Here is a 15971-nt window from a genome sequence, read left to right as displayed (position 1 = left end):
ACAAGGGGAAGATTACAATACTATTATCAATACAAAACAATTGCCAGAAGAAAAGTTTAAATCACTTTTTAAAAGTCAGTTTTCGTATTTCAAACAAAATCCGTGCTTCATCAATATTGTTTTATCAGACGGGTTGATTGATAATTCTGATGAGGTAAAAAATGCCATACAACAATTATTACAAACCAATTTCATCCGTTTCAATTCCCTGATAAAGGGAGGACAAGAGACAGGTGTTTTTAGAACAGTAATAGCTTCAGAAGAACTCGTGCATATTGTGATGGGTACGTTTCGGCTGCAAATGCTGAAGTGGAAATTGGCTTCTTTTGAATTTGATGTTGAGGTTCAGGGACAAAAAACAATGAATAGCATTTTAGCTTTAATAAAGGTCTAATTTATAATATTTTTTTGAATGAAAAAGTTAGTGAATATTCACAAACATAAATTGCTTATAGTCATCCTTTTCTTGCCTTTTATGGTAAGGTCTCAGGAGAAGAAAGAATTTCATACGCTGGACGAAGTACTTGCCTTTGCAAAGGAGAAAAAAGTCAGTTTCAGAAATGACATCATCCAGCAAAATTTAGCAGAGCTGACCAGAAAAACCGCAGTTGGAAATGCCTTTAATCCGAGAATTCCGGTATCGGCTCAGGTTATTGATAATATGAATTTGCAAACCAATTATATTCCTGCTGAAGTTTTCGGCGGTTTGCCCGGTTCTTTTCGCGAAATCACAATGGGTTTGCAATATGTCAGCACATTCAGCATACAACCGCAGTTCGATATTATTAACATTGGAAATATAAGCCGTATAAAACTTGCCAAAACCAATCAGGAACTGGTAGCTAATCAGCAAAAAATAAACGAATGGACTATTTATGACCAGTTGAACGGCATTTACTTTAATATCTTATCGTTTCAGGGACAGCAACAGATGGTAGAGCAGAATATTGTCATTGCAAAACAAATTTTAACCATCGTAAACAACAGATTTGAAGAAGGACTTGTACGCAAACAAGATGTAAACGAAGCCGAAGTGAACCTTATTCGATTACAGGATCAGCTTTCGCAATTGCAATTTAATATCCAAATCCAACAGCAAAATCTTGCTTTGTTTTTTGAGAATGAAGTCAATCCCATTTTAAATCAAAACATTCGAGATTTTGATCATAAACAAATATTGACAGAAGCAAACAACAATTTATGGGTAAACCATTATCAGCTGAGAGAAAAAGTGGCAGAACAGGAATGGAAAGCGGCACAAAAACAACAGTTACCCGTTTTGGGATTTGTATCTTCCTTTAATTGGCAAAACTTGAGTAATGAGTCCTTTTTTCATCCTAATTCCAATTGGATTAGATATAATTATGTTGGTCTTCGTTTGAGTTGGGATTTACCTACTACCGTTTCAAAATATTCGGCGGTAAAAGAGAAAAAAATGCAATGGCAAATGGCCGAAAATGATCGTATTCACTTTTTGCGTGAAAACGAAACCCGCAATAGCAATTTGTTGGTGGAGTACGAAAAAACATCTTCACAGCTCGAAAACTTTAAGAAAATTCAAACCCTGAAAGAAGATACTTATCAGAAATACTTCGATCAATATCAGGAAAATATTCTGCCCTTAGACAAATTACTTACTGCACAAACTGATATGCTGCTGAGCCAGCTAAATGTTATTACAGCTCTGGCAGGCATTGGATTTAGTGAAAATAAAATTATCATCAATAATAAGTTTTAGACGTATGAAAATAAAGTTGTTCGTTACCATTGTACTGTTCGTTACACTACAATCCTGTGGTTCAAAGGAAGAAGCGCAGCCGGTGGTAAAAGATATAAAAGAATTAGTTTTTGCATCAGGAATACTCGATTGGGATGATGCTTATCATCTCACGGCACAAACAGATGGCATACTTACAGAAGCCAATTTTGAGGTGGGAGACAAAGTGAATACAGGAAAGGTTATTGCGGTTATTGACAATCCGTCTAACCGTATCAATACGCATTCGGCAGAGGAACAATTAACCATTGCCAACGAAAACCTAACGGAAAATTCGCCTGCCATTCAGCAACTGGAACAAAACATTCGCTATGCCGAAAGCAAGTACGAGCAAGACAAACAACAAGCTGAACGTTATGAACGACTTTTCCAAAAGCAAAGTGTAGCCAAGGTAGAATTTGAAAATATGCAACTGGCAACAAAAAATTCACTGGCACAGCTGAATGCCTTAAAAAAGCAAAAAGCAGAACTATTGCAACGTGCCAAAACACAGCAGATTTCTAACAAAAATCAGCTACAAAACAGCAAAGTGATAGAACGATACAATCAACTGATAATACCTCAAAATGGTACGATTGTCAACAAGCTGAAATCAACAGGCGATTATGTCAGAAAAGGAGATATTGTTGCTACAATTGCTGATGACAGCAAACCGGAAGTGGTATTGAATGTAGATGAAAAAAGCATCGGAAAAATAAAATTGGGACAATTGGTTTATATTCAGTTTAACACAGATAAAAGCAACGTGTACGAAGGCAAAATCAGTGAAATAGTGGCTGCATTTGATGAAAAAACACAATCATTTGTTGTAAAAGTGTTGCTGAATGAAGCACCTTCAAGTAGTATTTACGGCACACAGTTGGAAGCCAATATTTTGACAAGCGAAAAGAAGAATGCTTTATTAATTCCGAGAAGTTATTTGGGCTTTGGAAATAAGGTAAAACTAAAAGGAAAAGACGAACCCGTTGTTGTAAAAACAGGTATCATTTCTACCGAATATGTAGAAATATTGGAAGGAATCAGCAAAGATGATATTCTGGAACATATAAAACTTTAGACTGATGAATATTAATACAGACATAGCCAGAACTTACCTTTTTTCAGGCAAAAAAATGACTGCTGTAGCCGTTCTTGGGGTATTGCTCGGAATGTCAATCTATATTTTCATGAACAGTTTACTGGTTGGTTTTGATAAAGCATCTGACGAAAATATTTTCAAAAACACTCCACATATTCGGTTGTACAATGATGATGTCATCAGCAAAAATCTGGTAAGTGATACTGCTGCCGAGTACCTGATTTCCAATCCGAAAGTAGTACCCAAAGTCAATACCATCATTAACCCGAACGGTATTGCAGAAATGGTACAACAACAGAAGGAAGTAACTGTGGTAACAGCCCAAGTCAACACAAGCGTGTTTTATAATAACGGAAAAACTCAGGTGAGTGGATTAAGCATCGGGATAAAGCCAGACGAAGCAGATATGATGTACAGCATTACATCATCAATGGTTGAAGGCAAATTTGAAACCCTGAAATCCGACCCGAACGGCATCGTAATCGGTATAGGAATAGCAGAAAAAATGAACTTGGTACTTGGTGATAATATCAATCTTACATCACAAAAAGGTGTAACCAAAAATCTCCGTGTAACAGGTATTTTTCAATCATTTAATTCAACTGCCGACGACACCAAATCGTACGTTAATCTATACACGGCCCAGCAATTGCTCAAAGAAAACAATGTGTATGTAACAGACATCAGTGTCAATGTAAAAGATCCGTATCAAGCGGCAGCCGTTGCCGAAAAGTTATCTCAGTTAACCGGATACAAATCCGAAGATTGGAAAGAGAGTAACGAATCGTTGATGGCACTCAGCAAAATGCGGTTCATTATGATCAATTTTGTCTCTACAGCCATTATGCTCATTGCTGGTTTTGGCATTTACAATATCCTGAACATGACCGTTTCACAAAAAATAAATGACATTGCCATCTTAAAAGCTATTGGTTTTAAAGGGAAAGATGTGATACGGATTTTCGTAACGCAGGCATTATCTATTGGCTTGATTGGTGTAGTTGGCGGAATGTTGATGGCATTGCTAATGATTACCTTGTTGAAAAAGGTATATATCGGTGGTGACATAGGATACTTTCCTGTAGATTATGAACTGCAGAAATTCATTCAGGGAGTTGTTATGGGCTTAGTTATTACATTTTTTGCCGGATACATTCCTGCCCGTAAAGCAGCAAAAGTAGATCCGGTCAGCATTTTTAGAAAGTAAATCATGGATAAAAATATCGTTTTAAAAACAGAAAATATCGACAAGTATTTTTATGACCCGGTAGAATTTCAGGTGTTGAAAAATATTGGTTTTGAAGTAGAGAGAGGTGAATTTCTAACACTTATCGGGAAGTCAGGGAGTGGTAAATCTACTTTGCTCTATATCCTTTCCACTATGGACAGAGATTATAATGGAAATTTAGTGATAGATAATGAATTAATTACAGGAAAATCGGTTGATGAACTGGCAACAATCCGAAACGAAAAAATAGGGTTTGTATTCCAGTTTCATTACCTGTTGTCAGAATTTACCTGCCTAAAAAATGTAATGATTCCCGCACTGAAACTTGGTAAGTTTTCTCCAAAAGAAATAGAAGAACGTGCTTATGAAAAGTTGAAAATGCTGGGTATGGAAGATCAAGCTTTCAAAGCTGCGAATAAGCTTTCGGGCGGACAGCAACAACGTGTTGCCATTGCTAGAGCGTTAATTAATGATCCTTTGATTATTATGGGTGATGAGCCAACAGGTAATTTGGATAGTAAGAATACAGACATTGTTTTTGATATTTTCAAAGACCTGACCCGCAGTTTTGGACAGACCATTATTGCTGTCACCCACGATGATGAATTTGCTCAAAAAAGTGACCGAACCATAGAAATGAAAGACGGAAACATCATTGGCGGACATAAAAATTAAGTACAATGAATAATAACATATCTATACCTCAAAACATTGAAAATCAAACTTCGTATAAAAGAAAAGTTTCTTTATCAGAACTATTTCGTTCACTGGTATTAGCTGCGAGGTCAGCAATAGTATTTATCAAAAATAAAAAGCAGAAAACCATTGATGAGCAATTTTTAGAAAGATTGCAACTGGCAGTAACTGAGGTCAACTCTTGTGCCGTATGTTCTTACGCCCATACGCAGATGGCATTAGTCAAAACTCTAACTTGACTAACAACTTTGTAGAATTCTTAGAATTGAGAATTAAACAACTTTATGACGCAAAACAAATTAGTTACAGTGATTCGCATAATGATACGCTGAAATCTTTAAAGAAATTTAAAAGTAATATTGATAAATACTCTTTTAATAATATTAATTATAACTTCTTATTAAATTATGAAACATTCTTAAGAAAAACAGGATGTAAAGATGGTGGTATTGGAGTATATATGAGAAATATACGTGCAACTTTTAATATTGCAATAAAATCAAAAATTGCAAAACAGGAATTATATCCTTTTAAGGATTACAAAATATCTGCTCTTAAATCTCAAAAAATAAAAAAAGCACTAACAAAAGAGCAATTACAAAATTTAATAGATTTTGATATTAAAAAGATTCCTTCAGCGACAAATGCACGATATTTATATTTATTTAGCTTTTATGCAAGAGGGATGAATTTTACTGATTTAGCAGAATTAAGATGGGATGAAATAGAACATAGTAAATTTTCTTACAAAAGAAATAAAACAGGCATAAATATTCGTGTAAAAATTCCAGAAAATGATATTACAAACGAAATATTGAAATTCTACAAAGAATATCGTCCCTTTCCTACTAACTACATTTTCCCAATACTAAAGAAAGATATTCTTGATTATAATGAAGAAACGTTAATTAAGCGAAAACATAGTGTTAGAAGCTATTATAATAAACAATTAAAGTTAATATTTGAAGAACTAAAAATTGACTCAAAAATAAATTTCTATACCGCTCGCCATACTTTTGCTACACTATCTTTATGAAATGGTGTTCAAGTTTCTAAAATTAAACAAGCTCTTGGTCACCAGTCAATTAAAACAACAGAATCTTATTTAGAAGATTTTAAAGATCATGAAATTGATGAAGCTTTTGAGAATTTGATATAAATAAAATAAAAACCCACCAAATAGGTGGGTTCATATTCTATTTTATTATTAATACTTCTGAAATAATTTCTCTAACCTTATATTTCAAGTCATAATCAATATCTAATTGATCTGCTTTATCACAGATATTAATTACTTGATTTAAAATATATTAAAACCAATACAATACATCTTTTTTGTAAATAAATATTTTTTAAGTTGATTTTTTTAACATAATATTATTTTAATTATATCACTATAATAAAATGTGACTACATTCTGCATTATAAACATTAAAAAATCCTCAACTTCGCTGTTGAGGATCAATACTATTTTTAAAGATAGACTTCTTTATAATCTTCCACCAACTCCTTTAAACTTATCTATAAAAGCGCTTATTCGTTGAAATACGGTTTGTTTCTTTGTTAGGTATTGTGGATTTAACGGACTCATTTTTGGTAAAATGGCGTTTAATTCTGTACCGTTAGAACTTGCGTATTCACGTTTTAATGAAGATTCGATATAGCGTTTTGTAGCTTCTTCGTTTAAGTTTTCTTCTGTGATTAATTGGGTTGCTTCTTCTTTTTGTTTGACTTGCGCATACTTAAAGAACGAATCAATAACCGTTGCTTTATCTGGAATAGTATCTAAATCTGTTTCATTGATAAAATCTACAACTAAAGATTCTTTTCCTCTATTCCCAATACTTGCACGAATTACTCGACTTATTTCTTCAACTAATTTGGCTTTGTTTTTTGTTTTTTTGTTGTGCTCGAAGATTAATTCTAAGATGTAATCTAAATTGATTTCTTGTGATTTTAATAAATCAATTTCGAATACCACATCATCCCAATCGATTCCACCATCTTCTGGTTGTTTCCCTTCTTTTTCTTTTCTTAACCAATCACGAATATCATTATACGTTGAACGATAATCCTGTTCTACACGTTGTGGTAACAACTGAATCTTTTGCATCACAGCTAAATCATCATCCGAAACATGGTACATTTCTTTGAATTCTTCTACAGCAGTAGCATCGTTTTGGTCAATGCTTTGTAAGGCTTTTAGACTTGTGAATTCATCATAGTTTTGTAAGATATTTTCAACGCGTAAATATTCCCCGAATAATTTTGTAAACTACTTTTTATCCTTCTCCTTTTCAATTGCATCTGGATTTGGAAATTTTTCATTTAATTCGTTAACTACTTCAATAAATCCTCTACGTGCATCACCAGTTGAAGCATCGGTAAACCCTTCTAAATATTCTTTATAGCTTTTCTCTAAAACAACATTTTTGGTGTTTTTGTTTCCGAATAAGGTAATCGCATCTATTGTTGCTTGTTCTAAATCGCGGAACGTAACAATATTTCCAAAAGATTTCGTTGCATCTAAAATACGATTGGTACGTGAAAATGCTTGAATTAAACCATGGTAACGTAAGTTTTTATCAACGAATAAGGTATTTAATTTTGGTGCGTCAAATCCAGTTAAAAACATACCGACAACGATTAATAAATCGATTTCTTTGTTTTTCACACGTTCTGAAAGATCGCGGTAATAATTTTGAAATTCATCGCTATCCACACCATAACTTGTCTTGAACATTTTATTGTAATCGTTGATGGCTTTCGTTAAGAATTCTTTTGCTGTACTGTTTAAAGCAGAAGGCTCGAATGATTCGTCTATGATTTCTCCAATTGCTGATTGTTCTTCGTTGGCTGCAAAAGAAAAGATCGTCGCAATTTTCAACGGTTTTTCACTGTCTATTGCTGACGGTTTAATTCTTCGTAATATAATTTAGCCGCTTCTACGCTACTCACCGCAAACATCGCATTGAAACCATTGTTTCCACCTTTTGTACGGTGTGTTTTGATGCGGTAATTCTGTAAGATGTATTTCGAAATTTCGCTGATACGTGCAGGATGCAGAAATGCTTTTTTTGCATCTTCTCCACTTAATTTCTTTTCATCAACTTCCGTTTCAACACCTTTGAATTGTGGTTTTACATTGTGATAATCCACCTTGAATTTTAAAACCTTTTCATCTCTGATGGCATCTGTAATGACATAGGCATGTAATTCTGATCCAAAAACACTTGCTGTGGTTTCTGCACCTAAGGCATTTTCAGGGAAAATGGGTGTTCCTGTAAATCCGAATTGGTAGTATTTTTTGAATTTCTTTTGCAGATTTTTTTGGGCTTCACCAAATTGAGAACGGTGGGCTTCATCAAATATGAAAACAACTTGTTTATTGTAAATATCCAACTCTTGATCGCCTTTCATTAAGTTGTTTAACTTCTGAATGGTTGTCACAATAATTTTGTTGTCGTCTTTTTCGATGTTTCGTTTTAAACCTGCTGTACTGTTTGAACCGTTGACACTATCAGGCGAGAATTTTTGGTATTCTTTCATGGTCTGAAAGTCTAAATCCTTACGGTCTACCACGAAAAATACTTTATCGATAAAATCTAATTTAGTCGCTAAACGAGCAGCTTTGAAACTGGTTAAGGTTTTCCCTGAACCAGTAGTATGCCAAATGTACCCACCACTTTCTAAGGATGACCATTTTTTGGTTTGATAAGCACTTTTAATTTTCCATAAAATACGTTCGGTTGCTGCTATTTGATAAGGTCGCATGACCAATAATGTATCTTTGATGTCTAAAACCGTATACGTTAGTAATACATTTAATAACGTGTTTTTTTGAAAAAATGTGGCTGTAAAATCCTTTAAATCTTTGATTAAGGTATTATCTGCTTTTGCCCAATTCATCGTGAAATCGTAACTGTTTTTGTTACGCGTAACGGTATTGGCAAAATAACGTGTATCTGTTCCATTCGAAATTACAAACAACTGCAAGTATTTGAATAGCAAATTATCTGAATTAAAGCTCTCTTTTGAATAACGATGGACTTGATTAAACGCTTCGCGAATGGCTACGCCACGTTTCTTCAGCTCTACTTGAATCATCGGTAATCCGTTGACCAGAATTGTTACATCGTAACGATTGGCGTGTGAACCTGTTTGTTCGACTTGAGAAATGACTTGCACTTTATTTCGCGTAATATTCTCTTTATCGACTAAATAGATGTTTTGAATGTGTCCATCATCAAATACAAAATCGTAGATGTGGTTATCGTGAAGTTTACGCGATTTATCGACTAAACTATCACTTGGTTTATCTAAATATTCTACAAGGAAACGCGCCCATTCGTTATCGGTAAATACCATATTATTCAATGCTTGTAATTGTGTACGCACATTGGCTAACATGGCATCCGTTGATTTGAGATGAGTCGGATTTTCGTATCCCAGATTAATTAAATCTTGGATGAATTCTTTTTCTAAGGCAGCTTCTGATTGATAAGCAATCGGAGCCTCGTTTAATTCGTAGAATTTGGTGTATTTGTCCAATACAATGTAATTGTTGGATTCTGCAATCGTTTTGTACATCTTATGTTATTCTAAGTAGCTGTTAATGGGTTGAATGGTTTAGATTCTAATTTGTTTCACTTTCTAAATTGCATTGCTCGTAATGACGTTGGTTATACTCGCGATGACGGTGAGCAATGACTGGATTGCTTTGCTTGCGTTGTTTGCTGGATTGCTTCGCTTTGCTCGCAATGACGTTGGTTATACTCGCGATGACGGAGAACAATGACTGAATTGCTTTGCTTGCGTTGTTTGCTGGATTGCTTCGCTTTGCTCGCAATGACGTGGAGTTACCATTCATTAATTTCATCCCATAAGTCAATCCAATTTGGGTTGAGTGTTTCTATTTGTTTTAATTTATTTTTTCGGTTACCTGCTTTTATTCTTTTTTCCTCTGTTATTGCGTCTTCAATTGAATGGAAGCTTTTGTAATAAACTAAGATTGTGCAGTTATATTTTGCCGTAAAAGATTCGGGATTATATTTTGTTTTATGCTCGTATACACGTCTTTTTAGATCGGCTGTTACGCCTGTGTATAGAGTACCGTTTCTTTTGTTTGCCATAATATAGACTACACCTCCTTTTTTCATTTTGGTTTACTGGTTTGGGGTTGCTTTTCTGGATTGCTTCACGTTGTTCGCAATGACGGGAAGCTTAATAACTTTTCTCTGTAATATTCGTATTGTTGAGTTCTTAGTTTGATTTCTTTTGTAATTTCTTCTTCGATGGCTGTATGTGTGGCATCGAATTGATCTAATAAACGAACAATGCGTTCTTGTTCTGATAGAGATTTTGACAAATCCAAAATGGAAGGAAAAGGAATCAAAATATCTTTAACCATGGGCTTAGTCAATTGTGGTATGCCAGAGGTTGAAACATTATAATTATTTTCAACGAATTTCATATAATGATAAGCATACTTTAAATTTAGTTCAATTTTAGGTGTTAAAACTAGCAAACGAACAATTGGATAAAAAGGTAGGTATTGTATGCTAGTCCATCCAATTGTTCCTCTTGCTGATATTGTTAAACTTGGTTTACTGATTTTAGGAATTTCCGTCCAACCATATAAAGATTTTTCATTGATTCCATTTGATAAAACTTTATACTGAAATTTTTCCGTTTTTACATTCGACAAACTTTTCTTTGGCACATCACCTCCTGCAACAATATCAAAAACCTCCCCCAAAGTTTTCCACTCCACTTCTTTACCCTCAAACCTAAACAACTGCTCACGAAAGAACTCGAATTGTTTTTTACGGTTTTGGCGTTCGGTTTCTAATTCGGTTGTTAATTGATTGGTTAAAGATGTTAATTCATCTAAAACACGAACAATTTCTTGTTGGATTTCAAGAGATTTTTCTGGATTATCTGGACAAGGGATTGGTAGTTTTATTCCTGAAACTTTAACTGTATTTATTGTAGGTACTCCACCCTCACTTTGTAATTCAATTATCTTTTCTTCAACTGATTTCAAAAAATAATATAAATACTTACTTTCTATCTTATTTATATAAATTTCTTTTTGTAAAATTGAAAAACATTTATCGTTTAAATAAAACTTTTTAGTAATAAAGTTAACAAAACCAGCATTTGCACCAACCCTTGATATTGTTACGGTATTCTCCTTTCTATTAAAACTATCAATATATCCCATAGGATTTACACCTCCACTAATTATTGGATATATCCCAGAAGGCAAACAATCTTTCTTTGTAACACCTTTTCCTGTTTTAATTTCGGATATTTTTCCCAAAGGCAACCACTTCACATCAACCCCTTGTAATAACTCTTCTAATTTGCTCATGATTTCCCTCCTTTTTTGTTATTTGCTTTAGCCTGTTTATCGCCTGCTTTAGCTTGTTTTTCTAAGATTGTAATGGTTTTTAGGTATTCACTTTCCACATTGCTAAGGGTTTTGGCTTTGTATTTTTTGTATTCTAAGGTTGCTTTCTCTTTCATTGCAGCATTAGAGATACTCCCTGCATTATCTAAAACTTTGCGTCCTGTCGAATTCAGGATATTATCTAACTCTCGGATATAATCGTTCATACACATTGGGCGTTCTTCAATGGCATTTAATTCGGCTAAATCAAAATAGGCTGCTACCAAGTTATTTAATACGCGTAATTCTTTTTCTTCTAAAAAATTTTTAGCAATCATCGCTTCAGCTTGTGTAGGCTCATCGCCTTTAAAATTGGTTAATCCAACAAAAGGCTTATCGCTATCTACACGCATATAGATGACTTCGCTTGCAGTATGCCCATGAGCAGCATAATGCAATTTGTTTTGTACAATTTTGAAAAAAGTTACACTTGCATCACTTTTTGGGTCGTAATCGGTTGCTGTAGCGTACAAATCTAATATTTGGCGGTACATTACCTTTTCACTTGAACGGATATCACGAATACGATCTAAAAGTTCTTTCCAATAATTGCCTCCACCAAGATTTTTCATGCGTTCATCATCCATCGTGAAACCTTTTACGATGTATTCTTTCAGTCGATTGGTTGCCCATTGACGAAAGCCTGTAGCAATCTTCGAGTTTATTCTATACCCCAAAGCAATAATCATATCAAGATTGTAATAATCCAGTTCACGAGAAACTTCACGATTACCTTCTATTTGAACTGTTCGGATTTTCCGAACAGTTGCTTCTGCAATCAGTTCTTCTTCTGTAAAAATATTCTTAATATGTTCACTTACTGTTGATTTTGAAGTTTGGTATAATTCAACCAATTGTTTTTGCGTTAACCAAATTGTATCGTCATCCAATTGGACATTAATTTTAGTTTGTCCATCTTCTGCAGTATATAAAATTATTTCACTCATCCTTCGATTTCTTTAATTAGGTTATCAATTGCTGTACGTAAGGTTGTAATGTTGTTTACAGTTTCTGTTAGCTCGGTATTTAAGACTTTAATGTCTATCACTTCGCGTGTATCTACTGCTTCTACATACGAACTTACCGAAAGGTTGTAGTCGTTTTCTTCAATTATCTTATTCTCTATGGTTACTGCAACATGTTTTACATTTTCTTTCGCATCAAACAACTGCATAATCTTCTCGATATGTACATCCTCTAACATATTGTTGTTGGTTACTTTCTTGTAGAAGTCCTCACCTGTCGCATCGATAAATTGTGTTTTGTACTCAGATTTGTGTTTTGATAAAACTAAGATATTTACGCCAATAGAAGTTCCAAAGAATAAATTTGCAGGTAAACTGATTACTGTTTCTACAAAATTTTCTTTTATTAAATATTTTCTGATTTTTTGTTCTGCTCCACCACGGTAGAAAATACCAGGGAAACATACAATGGCTGCACGTCCTTTGCTTGATAAATAATTTAAGGCATGTAACACAAAGGCAAAATCTGCTTTTGATTTTGGTGCTAATACCCCAGCAGGTGCAAAACGATCGTCGTTAATTAACGTTGGATCGTCCGAACCTACCCAATTTACCGAATAAGGTGGATTAGATACAATGGCATCGAAAGGTTTATCGTCGATAAAATGAGGATCGGTTAAAGTATCTCCTAATTGGATGTTGAATTTATCGTAATTGACATTGTGCAAAAACATATTCATACGCGCTAAGTTGTAGGTTGTATGATTGATTTCTTGTCCAAAGAATCCATCTTCGATAATGTGGTTATCGAAATGTTTTTTTGCTTGTAATAACAAAGAACCCGAACCAGCAGCAGGATCGTAAATTTTGTTCACCGAAGTCTGTTTGTGCATCGCTAATTGCGCAATCAATTTCGATACATTTTGAGGCGTAAAGAATTCACCTCCAGATTTTCCTGCATTGGCTGCATAGTTAGAAATTAAGAATTCGTAAGCATCCCCAAATAAGTCGATTTGGCTTTCTTCGAAACTACCAAAATTTAACTCGGCAACTCCTTTTAAAATTGCAGCTAAACGTTTGTTTTTATCTTCTACGGTATTTCCTAAACGTGTACTTGTTGTATCGAAATCTGCAAATAATCCTTTGATATCTTGTTCAGACTCGTATCCATTTGCTGAGTTTTCAATATCTGTAAATATCGCCTTTAGGTCTGTATTTAAGTTGGAATTTGTATTGGCGTTATCGACAATATTCACAAACAATTGACTTGGATAAATGAAGTATCCTTTTGTTTTAATGGCGTCATCTTTAATTTCTGGTGTGATGATGTCGTCTGCTAATTTTGCATAGTTTACACTTTCGTCACCACCTTCAATATAATTAGTAAAGTTTTCACTAATAAAACGATAGAATAATGTTCCTAACACAAAGTGTTTGAAATCCCATCCATCTACTGAGCCACGTACTTCGTTGGCAATTTTCCAGATTTTAGCTTGTAGTTCTGCTCTTTGGGCTGTATTTGTCATTGTCTTTATTTCTTTTGAAAGATAAAATTTATCTTTTGTATATTCATTATTGTAAACATTACAATATTAATCCTTTTAAACCCCAAAACAAGACGTTAGTGCTTTTTTGTAATGATTTTTTATTTTATTAATTGCAACTAATATTTAAAAGCACTTGCCATTAGTTCTTGTTCAGCTCTTGAAATTCCAATTTGTTTAGCGATATCCTGCCAATTCTTAACTACAGAAGTTACTTCATCGATTATTTGATCCATTTCTGTAGTCGTTAATCGAAAATACTCACCAACACTTTTCGCTAATTCAAAATCTAACGCATTATTATCCATATCAATATTCAAGGCTAAACCATCTTTATCAATGGATGGATTTAAATCATAAGCAGGTGATAAAACCCAACCTTCTTTCGTTAAAATAAATCCATGATTTCGTAAATGATCATCAGTATTGGATATCGCAATATTAAAAATGATTCTACGCCATAATTGGGTTAAATTTTCATTGATGTTCGCTCCATTCGATTGGATGAACTCCACAATATCTAAATAACTGGCAGGCTGATTTTTTATGGTTTCTTCGTTATTTCCTGTCATGGTCATTGCCGATGCGAAATGAATTCTATTACTTCCTTCACGATCAAATCGTTTGGTAAAAAAAGTATGATACGGACCATTAATCTTTTCTATTTTACATTCCGACATATTTATCCCTGCTTTTATCGCTAATTGATACGCTAAATATTCCCAACTAGCTTTATCAATAGTGTCATTCTTAGATGGAAATTTAGCAATCCATGGATGTTTATGCTCATCTAAAATATTAGCTTTTGGACGAGCTCCACCCAAAGAAGAACCAGGAGCTATTAATAGTTGTAACCATTTGTTTATCGCTTCATTATCGGTATCATTTTCGTAATGAACGACAGCTTGTTGAAGTTCTCTTACAGTAGACCATGGTGGCGTAGCCTTTTCGGTATCATTATCCAAAAAGTCAGATTTTGGATCTAGTTTAAAACGCAACGCCCCCATACGTGTTTCGTCATAGACACCTAATAAGAAATCAATATCATATAATGTTTTCGCTTTTTCACCTTTTATTTTAGCGAGTTGAGCTTCACGTCTTTTCATTAAGGTACGTCCCCAAGTATCAGGCATACTGTCTAGAAAGAGTCCAAAGTTTTCTTTATCATTAGCAAATTGTGGCCCTGCAAATAAATGTAAATTGGGATCTAACTGATGATGATGTCCAGATTTTAACCATAGATTATCATACGAAAAGCTGAATGCTTTTCGTCCCTTGGCTTGATAGGCCGATAATACGCCCATTAGTATTGGACTTTCTAAATCTTGCCAATCAGCATAAACATATATATCTGTTTTCTGTACTGCCATCCTATAATATCTCTAAATCTTGTAGTTTACGACCAAGTGTGTCGTCTGCTGCTAACTTTAAAAAATCATCTTGTAAGCCTAAAACCCGAAGCACATTGAAATAAGCTCCCATCGCTACACTTGGCTCTCCTTTTTCGATGAGATTTAAAGTGGATCTGGAAATATCTGCTCTTTCAGCGACTTGTACCGCTGTTAATTTGCGACGTTTACGGGCAAGTTTTATTTGCTCACCCATTTGTGATAAGGTATCTTTATAACGAGGTAAAACAATTTGTTTTTTCATAAATGTCCGTTATTTCATACAAATATAATTAAAACGACTGAAATAACGGACATTTTTATATGAATATTCAATTATTTTCTCTTTGCAAAAGGTTATTGAAAACTTGTTATAACTGTTTTGCGGTAAATATTTGAATATTCTCCGCAAGTTATGCGGTGATTAATTTGTTTATCGTTGCACAATTGGTTTACTGAAAGAATTTGAAGACAATATTTACAATCCAAAATCATTTGACCGAAATACTAAAACATAAACAAGTCTTCCACCATTACTTCAAAAAGGAGAAGACACTTTCAAATTGTGGGTACGTCAGATCATCGTAGACTAAATTAGTAAAAAACTAATATAGCCTTATGATGATTAAAAAGACCAAAGAAATCCAAACTTATTTAACTTATATTAAAAAATTACAAGTTCTAAAATATGCTAAAGAATATGGAAATAACACTATAGCTTATAAATTTTATGGTGTTAAAAAGAGTACATTTTATAAATGGAAAAAAGCATATGAAGAACATGGAGAAGAAGGTTTACTCAGAAAGAAACCAACTCCTCATACTTTTCCTAACCAAATTA

The 15971-nt window shown here is 33.9% G+C and carries 14 protein-coding genes and 1 pseudogene; 8 read left to right on the top strand and 7 right to left on the bottom strand.

Going from position 1 to position 15971, the window contains the following annotated elements:
- The 7 genes from B4G36_RS11935 to B4G36_RS11905 form a co-directional block, all read left to right on the top strand.
- The coding region (locus B4G36_RS11935; protein ID WP_291064158.1) for a TetR/AcrR family transcriptional regulator C-terminal domain-containing protein at window positions 1-394 on the top strand (394 nt) is incomplete at its 5' end.
- A gap of 18 nt (window positions 395-412) precedes the next feature.
- Window positions 413-1738, top strand: a complete 1326-nt coding sequence (locus B4G36_RS11930) for a TolC family protein (protein ID WP_291064157.1) — start codon at window positions 413-415, stop codon at window positions 1736-1738.
- Between the two features lie 4 nt (window positions 1739-1742).
- On the top strand, window positions 1743-2834 hold the full coding sequence (locus tag B4G36_RS11925) for an efflux RND transporter periplasmic adaptor subunit (RefSeq protein ID WP_291064156.1): 1092 nt from the start codon (window positions 1743-1745) through the stop codon (window positions 2832-2834).
- 4 nt (window positions 2835-2838) lie between these two features.
- Window positions 2839-4062, top strand: coding sequence for an ABC transporter permease (locus B4G36_RS11920; protein WP_135834284.1), 1224 nt, complete (start codon window positions 2839-2841; stop codon window positions 4060-4062).
- 3 nt (window positions 4063-4065) lie between these two features.
- Entirely contained in the window at window positions 4066-4758 is a 693-nt protein-coding gene (locus B4G36_RS11915) for an ABC transporter ATP-binding protein (RefSeq protein ID WP_135834283.1), read from the top strand.
- 5 nt (window positions 4759-4763) lie between these two features.
- Window positions 4764-5018, top strand: a complete 255-nt coding sequence (locus tag B4G36_RS11910; protein ID WP_291064155.1) for a hypothetical protein — start codon at window positions 4764-4766, stop codon at window positions 5016-5018.
- Window positions 4970-5815 carry a tyrosine-type recombinase/integrase gene (locus B4G36_RS11905; protein ID WP_291064154.1) on the top strand — a complete coding sequence of 282 codons (846 nt, stop codon included), beginning with the start codon at window positions 4970-4972 and terminating at the stop codon, window positions 5813-5815. The genes B4G36_RS11910 and B4G36_RS11905 overlap by 49 nt, the downstream gene beginning before the upstream one ends.
- 453 nt (window positions 5816-6268) lie before the next feature.
- On the opposite strand, the pseudogene B4G36_RS11900 reads toward B4G36_RS11905, so the two are convergent.
- The 7 genes and pseudogenes from B4G36_RS11900 to B4G36_RS11870 form a co-directional block, all read right to left on the bottom strand.
- Window positions 6269-9369, bottom strand: a pseudogene (locus B4G36_RS11900) (type I restriction endonuclease subunit R).
- Between the two features lie 269 nt (window positions 9370-9638).
- Complete coding sequence (locus B4G36_RS11895) at window positions 9639-9938, bottom strand: GIY-YIG nuclease family protein (protein ID WP_291049589.1); 300 nt, start codon at window positions 9936-9938, stop codon at window positions 9639-9641.
- A 38-nt stretch (window positions 9939-9976) separates the two neighbouring features.
- On the bottom strand, window positions 9977-11155 hold the full coding sequence (locus tag B4G36_RS11890; protein ID WP_291064153.1) for a restriction endonuclease subunit S: 1179 nt from the start codon (window positions 11153-11155) through the stop codon (window positions 9977-9979).
- Window positions 11152-12180: a virulence RhuM family protein gene (locus tag B4G36_RS11885; protein ID WP_219035294.1), complete on the bottom strand. Its 1029-nt coding sequence runs from the start codon at window positions 12178-12180 to the stop codon at window positions 11152-11154. The genes B4G36_RS11890 and B4G36_RS11885 overlap by 4 nt, the downstream gene beginning before the upstream one ends.
- A complete protein-coding gene (locus B4G36_RS11880; RefSeq protein ID WP_291064152.1) occupies window positions 12177-13724 on the bottom strand; it encodes a type I restriction-modification system subunit M in 1548 nt (515 codons plus the stop codon). The genes B4G36_RS11885 and B4G36_RS11880 overlap by 4 nt, the downstream gene beginning before the upstream one ends.
- Window positions 13725-13861: 137 nt before the next feature.
- Entirely contained in the window at window positions 13862-15112 is a 1251-nt protein-coding gene (locus B4G36_RS11875) for a type II toxin-antitoxin system HipA family toxin (protein ID WP_114999441.1), read from the bottom strand.
- 1 nt (window position 15113) lies between these two features.
- Window positions 15114-15395 carry a helix-turn-helix domain-containing protein gene (locus B4G36_RS11870; protein ID WP_114999439.1) on the bottom strand — a complete coding sequence of 94 codons (282 nt, stop codon included), beginning with the start codon at window positions 15393-15395 and terminating at the stop codon, window positions 15114-15116.
- A gap of 353 nt (window positions 15396-15748) precedes the next feature.
- Here B4G36_RS11870 and B4G36_RS11865 point away from each other — a divergent pair.
- Window positions 15749-15971 (top strand): helix-turn-helix domain-containing protein (locus B4G36_RS11865; RefSeq protein ID WP_291064151.1); only part of this gene is annotated, 223 nt, incomplete at its 3' end.

Origin of the sequence: Empedobacter sp. UBA3239, assembly GCF_002362875.1 — a bacterium.
Classification (GTDB): domain Bacteria; phylum Bacteroidota; class Bacteroidia; order Flavobacteriales; family Weeksellaceae; genus Empedobacter; species Empedobacter falsenii_B.
This window is presented reverse-complemented; position numbering and strand designations above follow the sequence as displayed.

What these genes read in the sequence shown, in the direction of transcription:
- B4G36_RS11885 (WP_219035294.1), bottom strand. Translation starts at nt 12,180, where the DNA reads ATGAGTGAAATAATTTTATATACTGCAGAAGATGGACAAACTAAAATT.
- B4G36_RS11890 (WP_291064153.1), bottom strand. Translation starts at nt 11,155, where the DNA reads ATGAGCAAATTAGAAGAGTTATTACAAGGGGTTGATGTGAAGTGGTTG.
- B4G36_RS11880 (WP_291064152.1), bottom strand. Translation starts at nt 13,724, where the DNA reads ATGACAAATACAGCCCAAAGAGCAGAACTACAAGCTAAAATCTGGAAA.
- B4G36_RS11895 (WP_291049589.1), bottom strand. Translation starts at nt 9,938, where the DNA reads ATGAAAAAAGGAGGTGTAGTCTATATTATGGCAAACAAAAGAAACGGT.
- B4G36_RS11875 (WP_114999441.1), bottom strand. Translation starts at nt 15,112, where the DNA reads ATGGCAGTACAGAAAACAGATATATATGTTTATGCTGATTGGCAAGAT.
- B4G36_RS11930 (WP_291064157.1), top strand. Translation starts at nt 413, where the DNA reads ATGAAAAAGTTAGTGAATATTCACAAACATAAATTGCTTATAGTCATC.
- B4G36_RS11910 (WP_291064155.1), top strand. Translation starts at nt 4,764, where the DNA reads ATGAATAATAACATATCTATACCTCAAAACATTGAAAATCAAACTTCG.
- B4G36_RS11870 (WP_114999439.1), bottom strand. Translation starts at nt 15,395, where the DNA reads ATGAAAAAACAAATTGTTTTACCTCGTTATAAAGATACCTTATCACAA.
- B4G36_RS11915 (WP_135834283.1), top strand. Translation starts at nt 4,066, where the DNA reads ATGGATAAAAATATCGTTTTAAAAACAGAAAATATCGACAAGTATTTT.
- B4G36_RS11920 (WP_135834284.1), top strand. Translation starts at nt 2,839, where the DNA reads ATGAATATTAATACAGACATAGCCAGAACTTACCTTTTTTCAGGCAAA.
- B4G36_RS11905 (WP_291064154.1), top strand. Translation starts at nt 4,970, where the DNA reads ATGTTCTTACGCCCATACGCAGATGGCATTAGTCAAAACTCTAACTTG.
- B4G36_RS11925 (WP_291064156.1), top strand. Translation starts at nt 1,743, where the DNA reads ATGAAAATAAAGTTGTTCGTTACCATTGTACTGTTCGTTACACTACAA.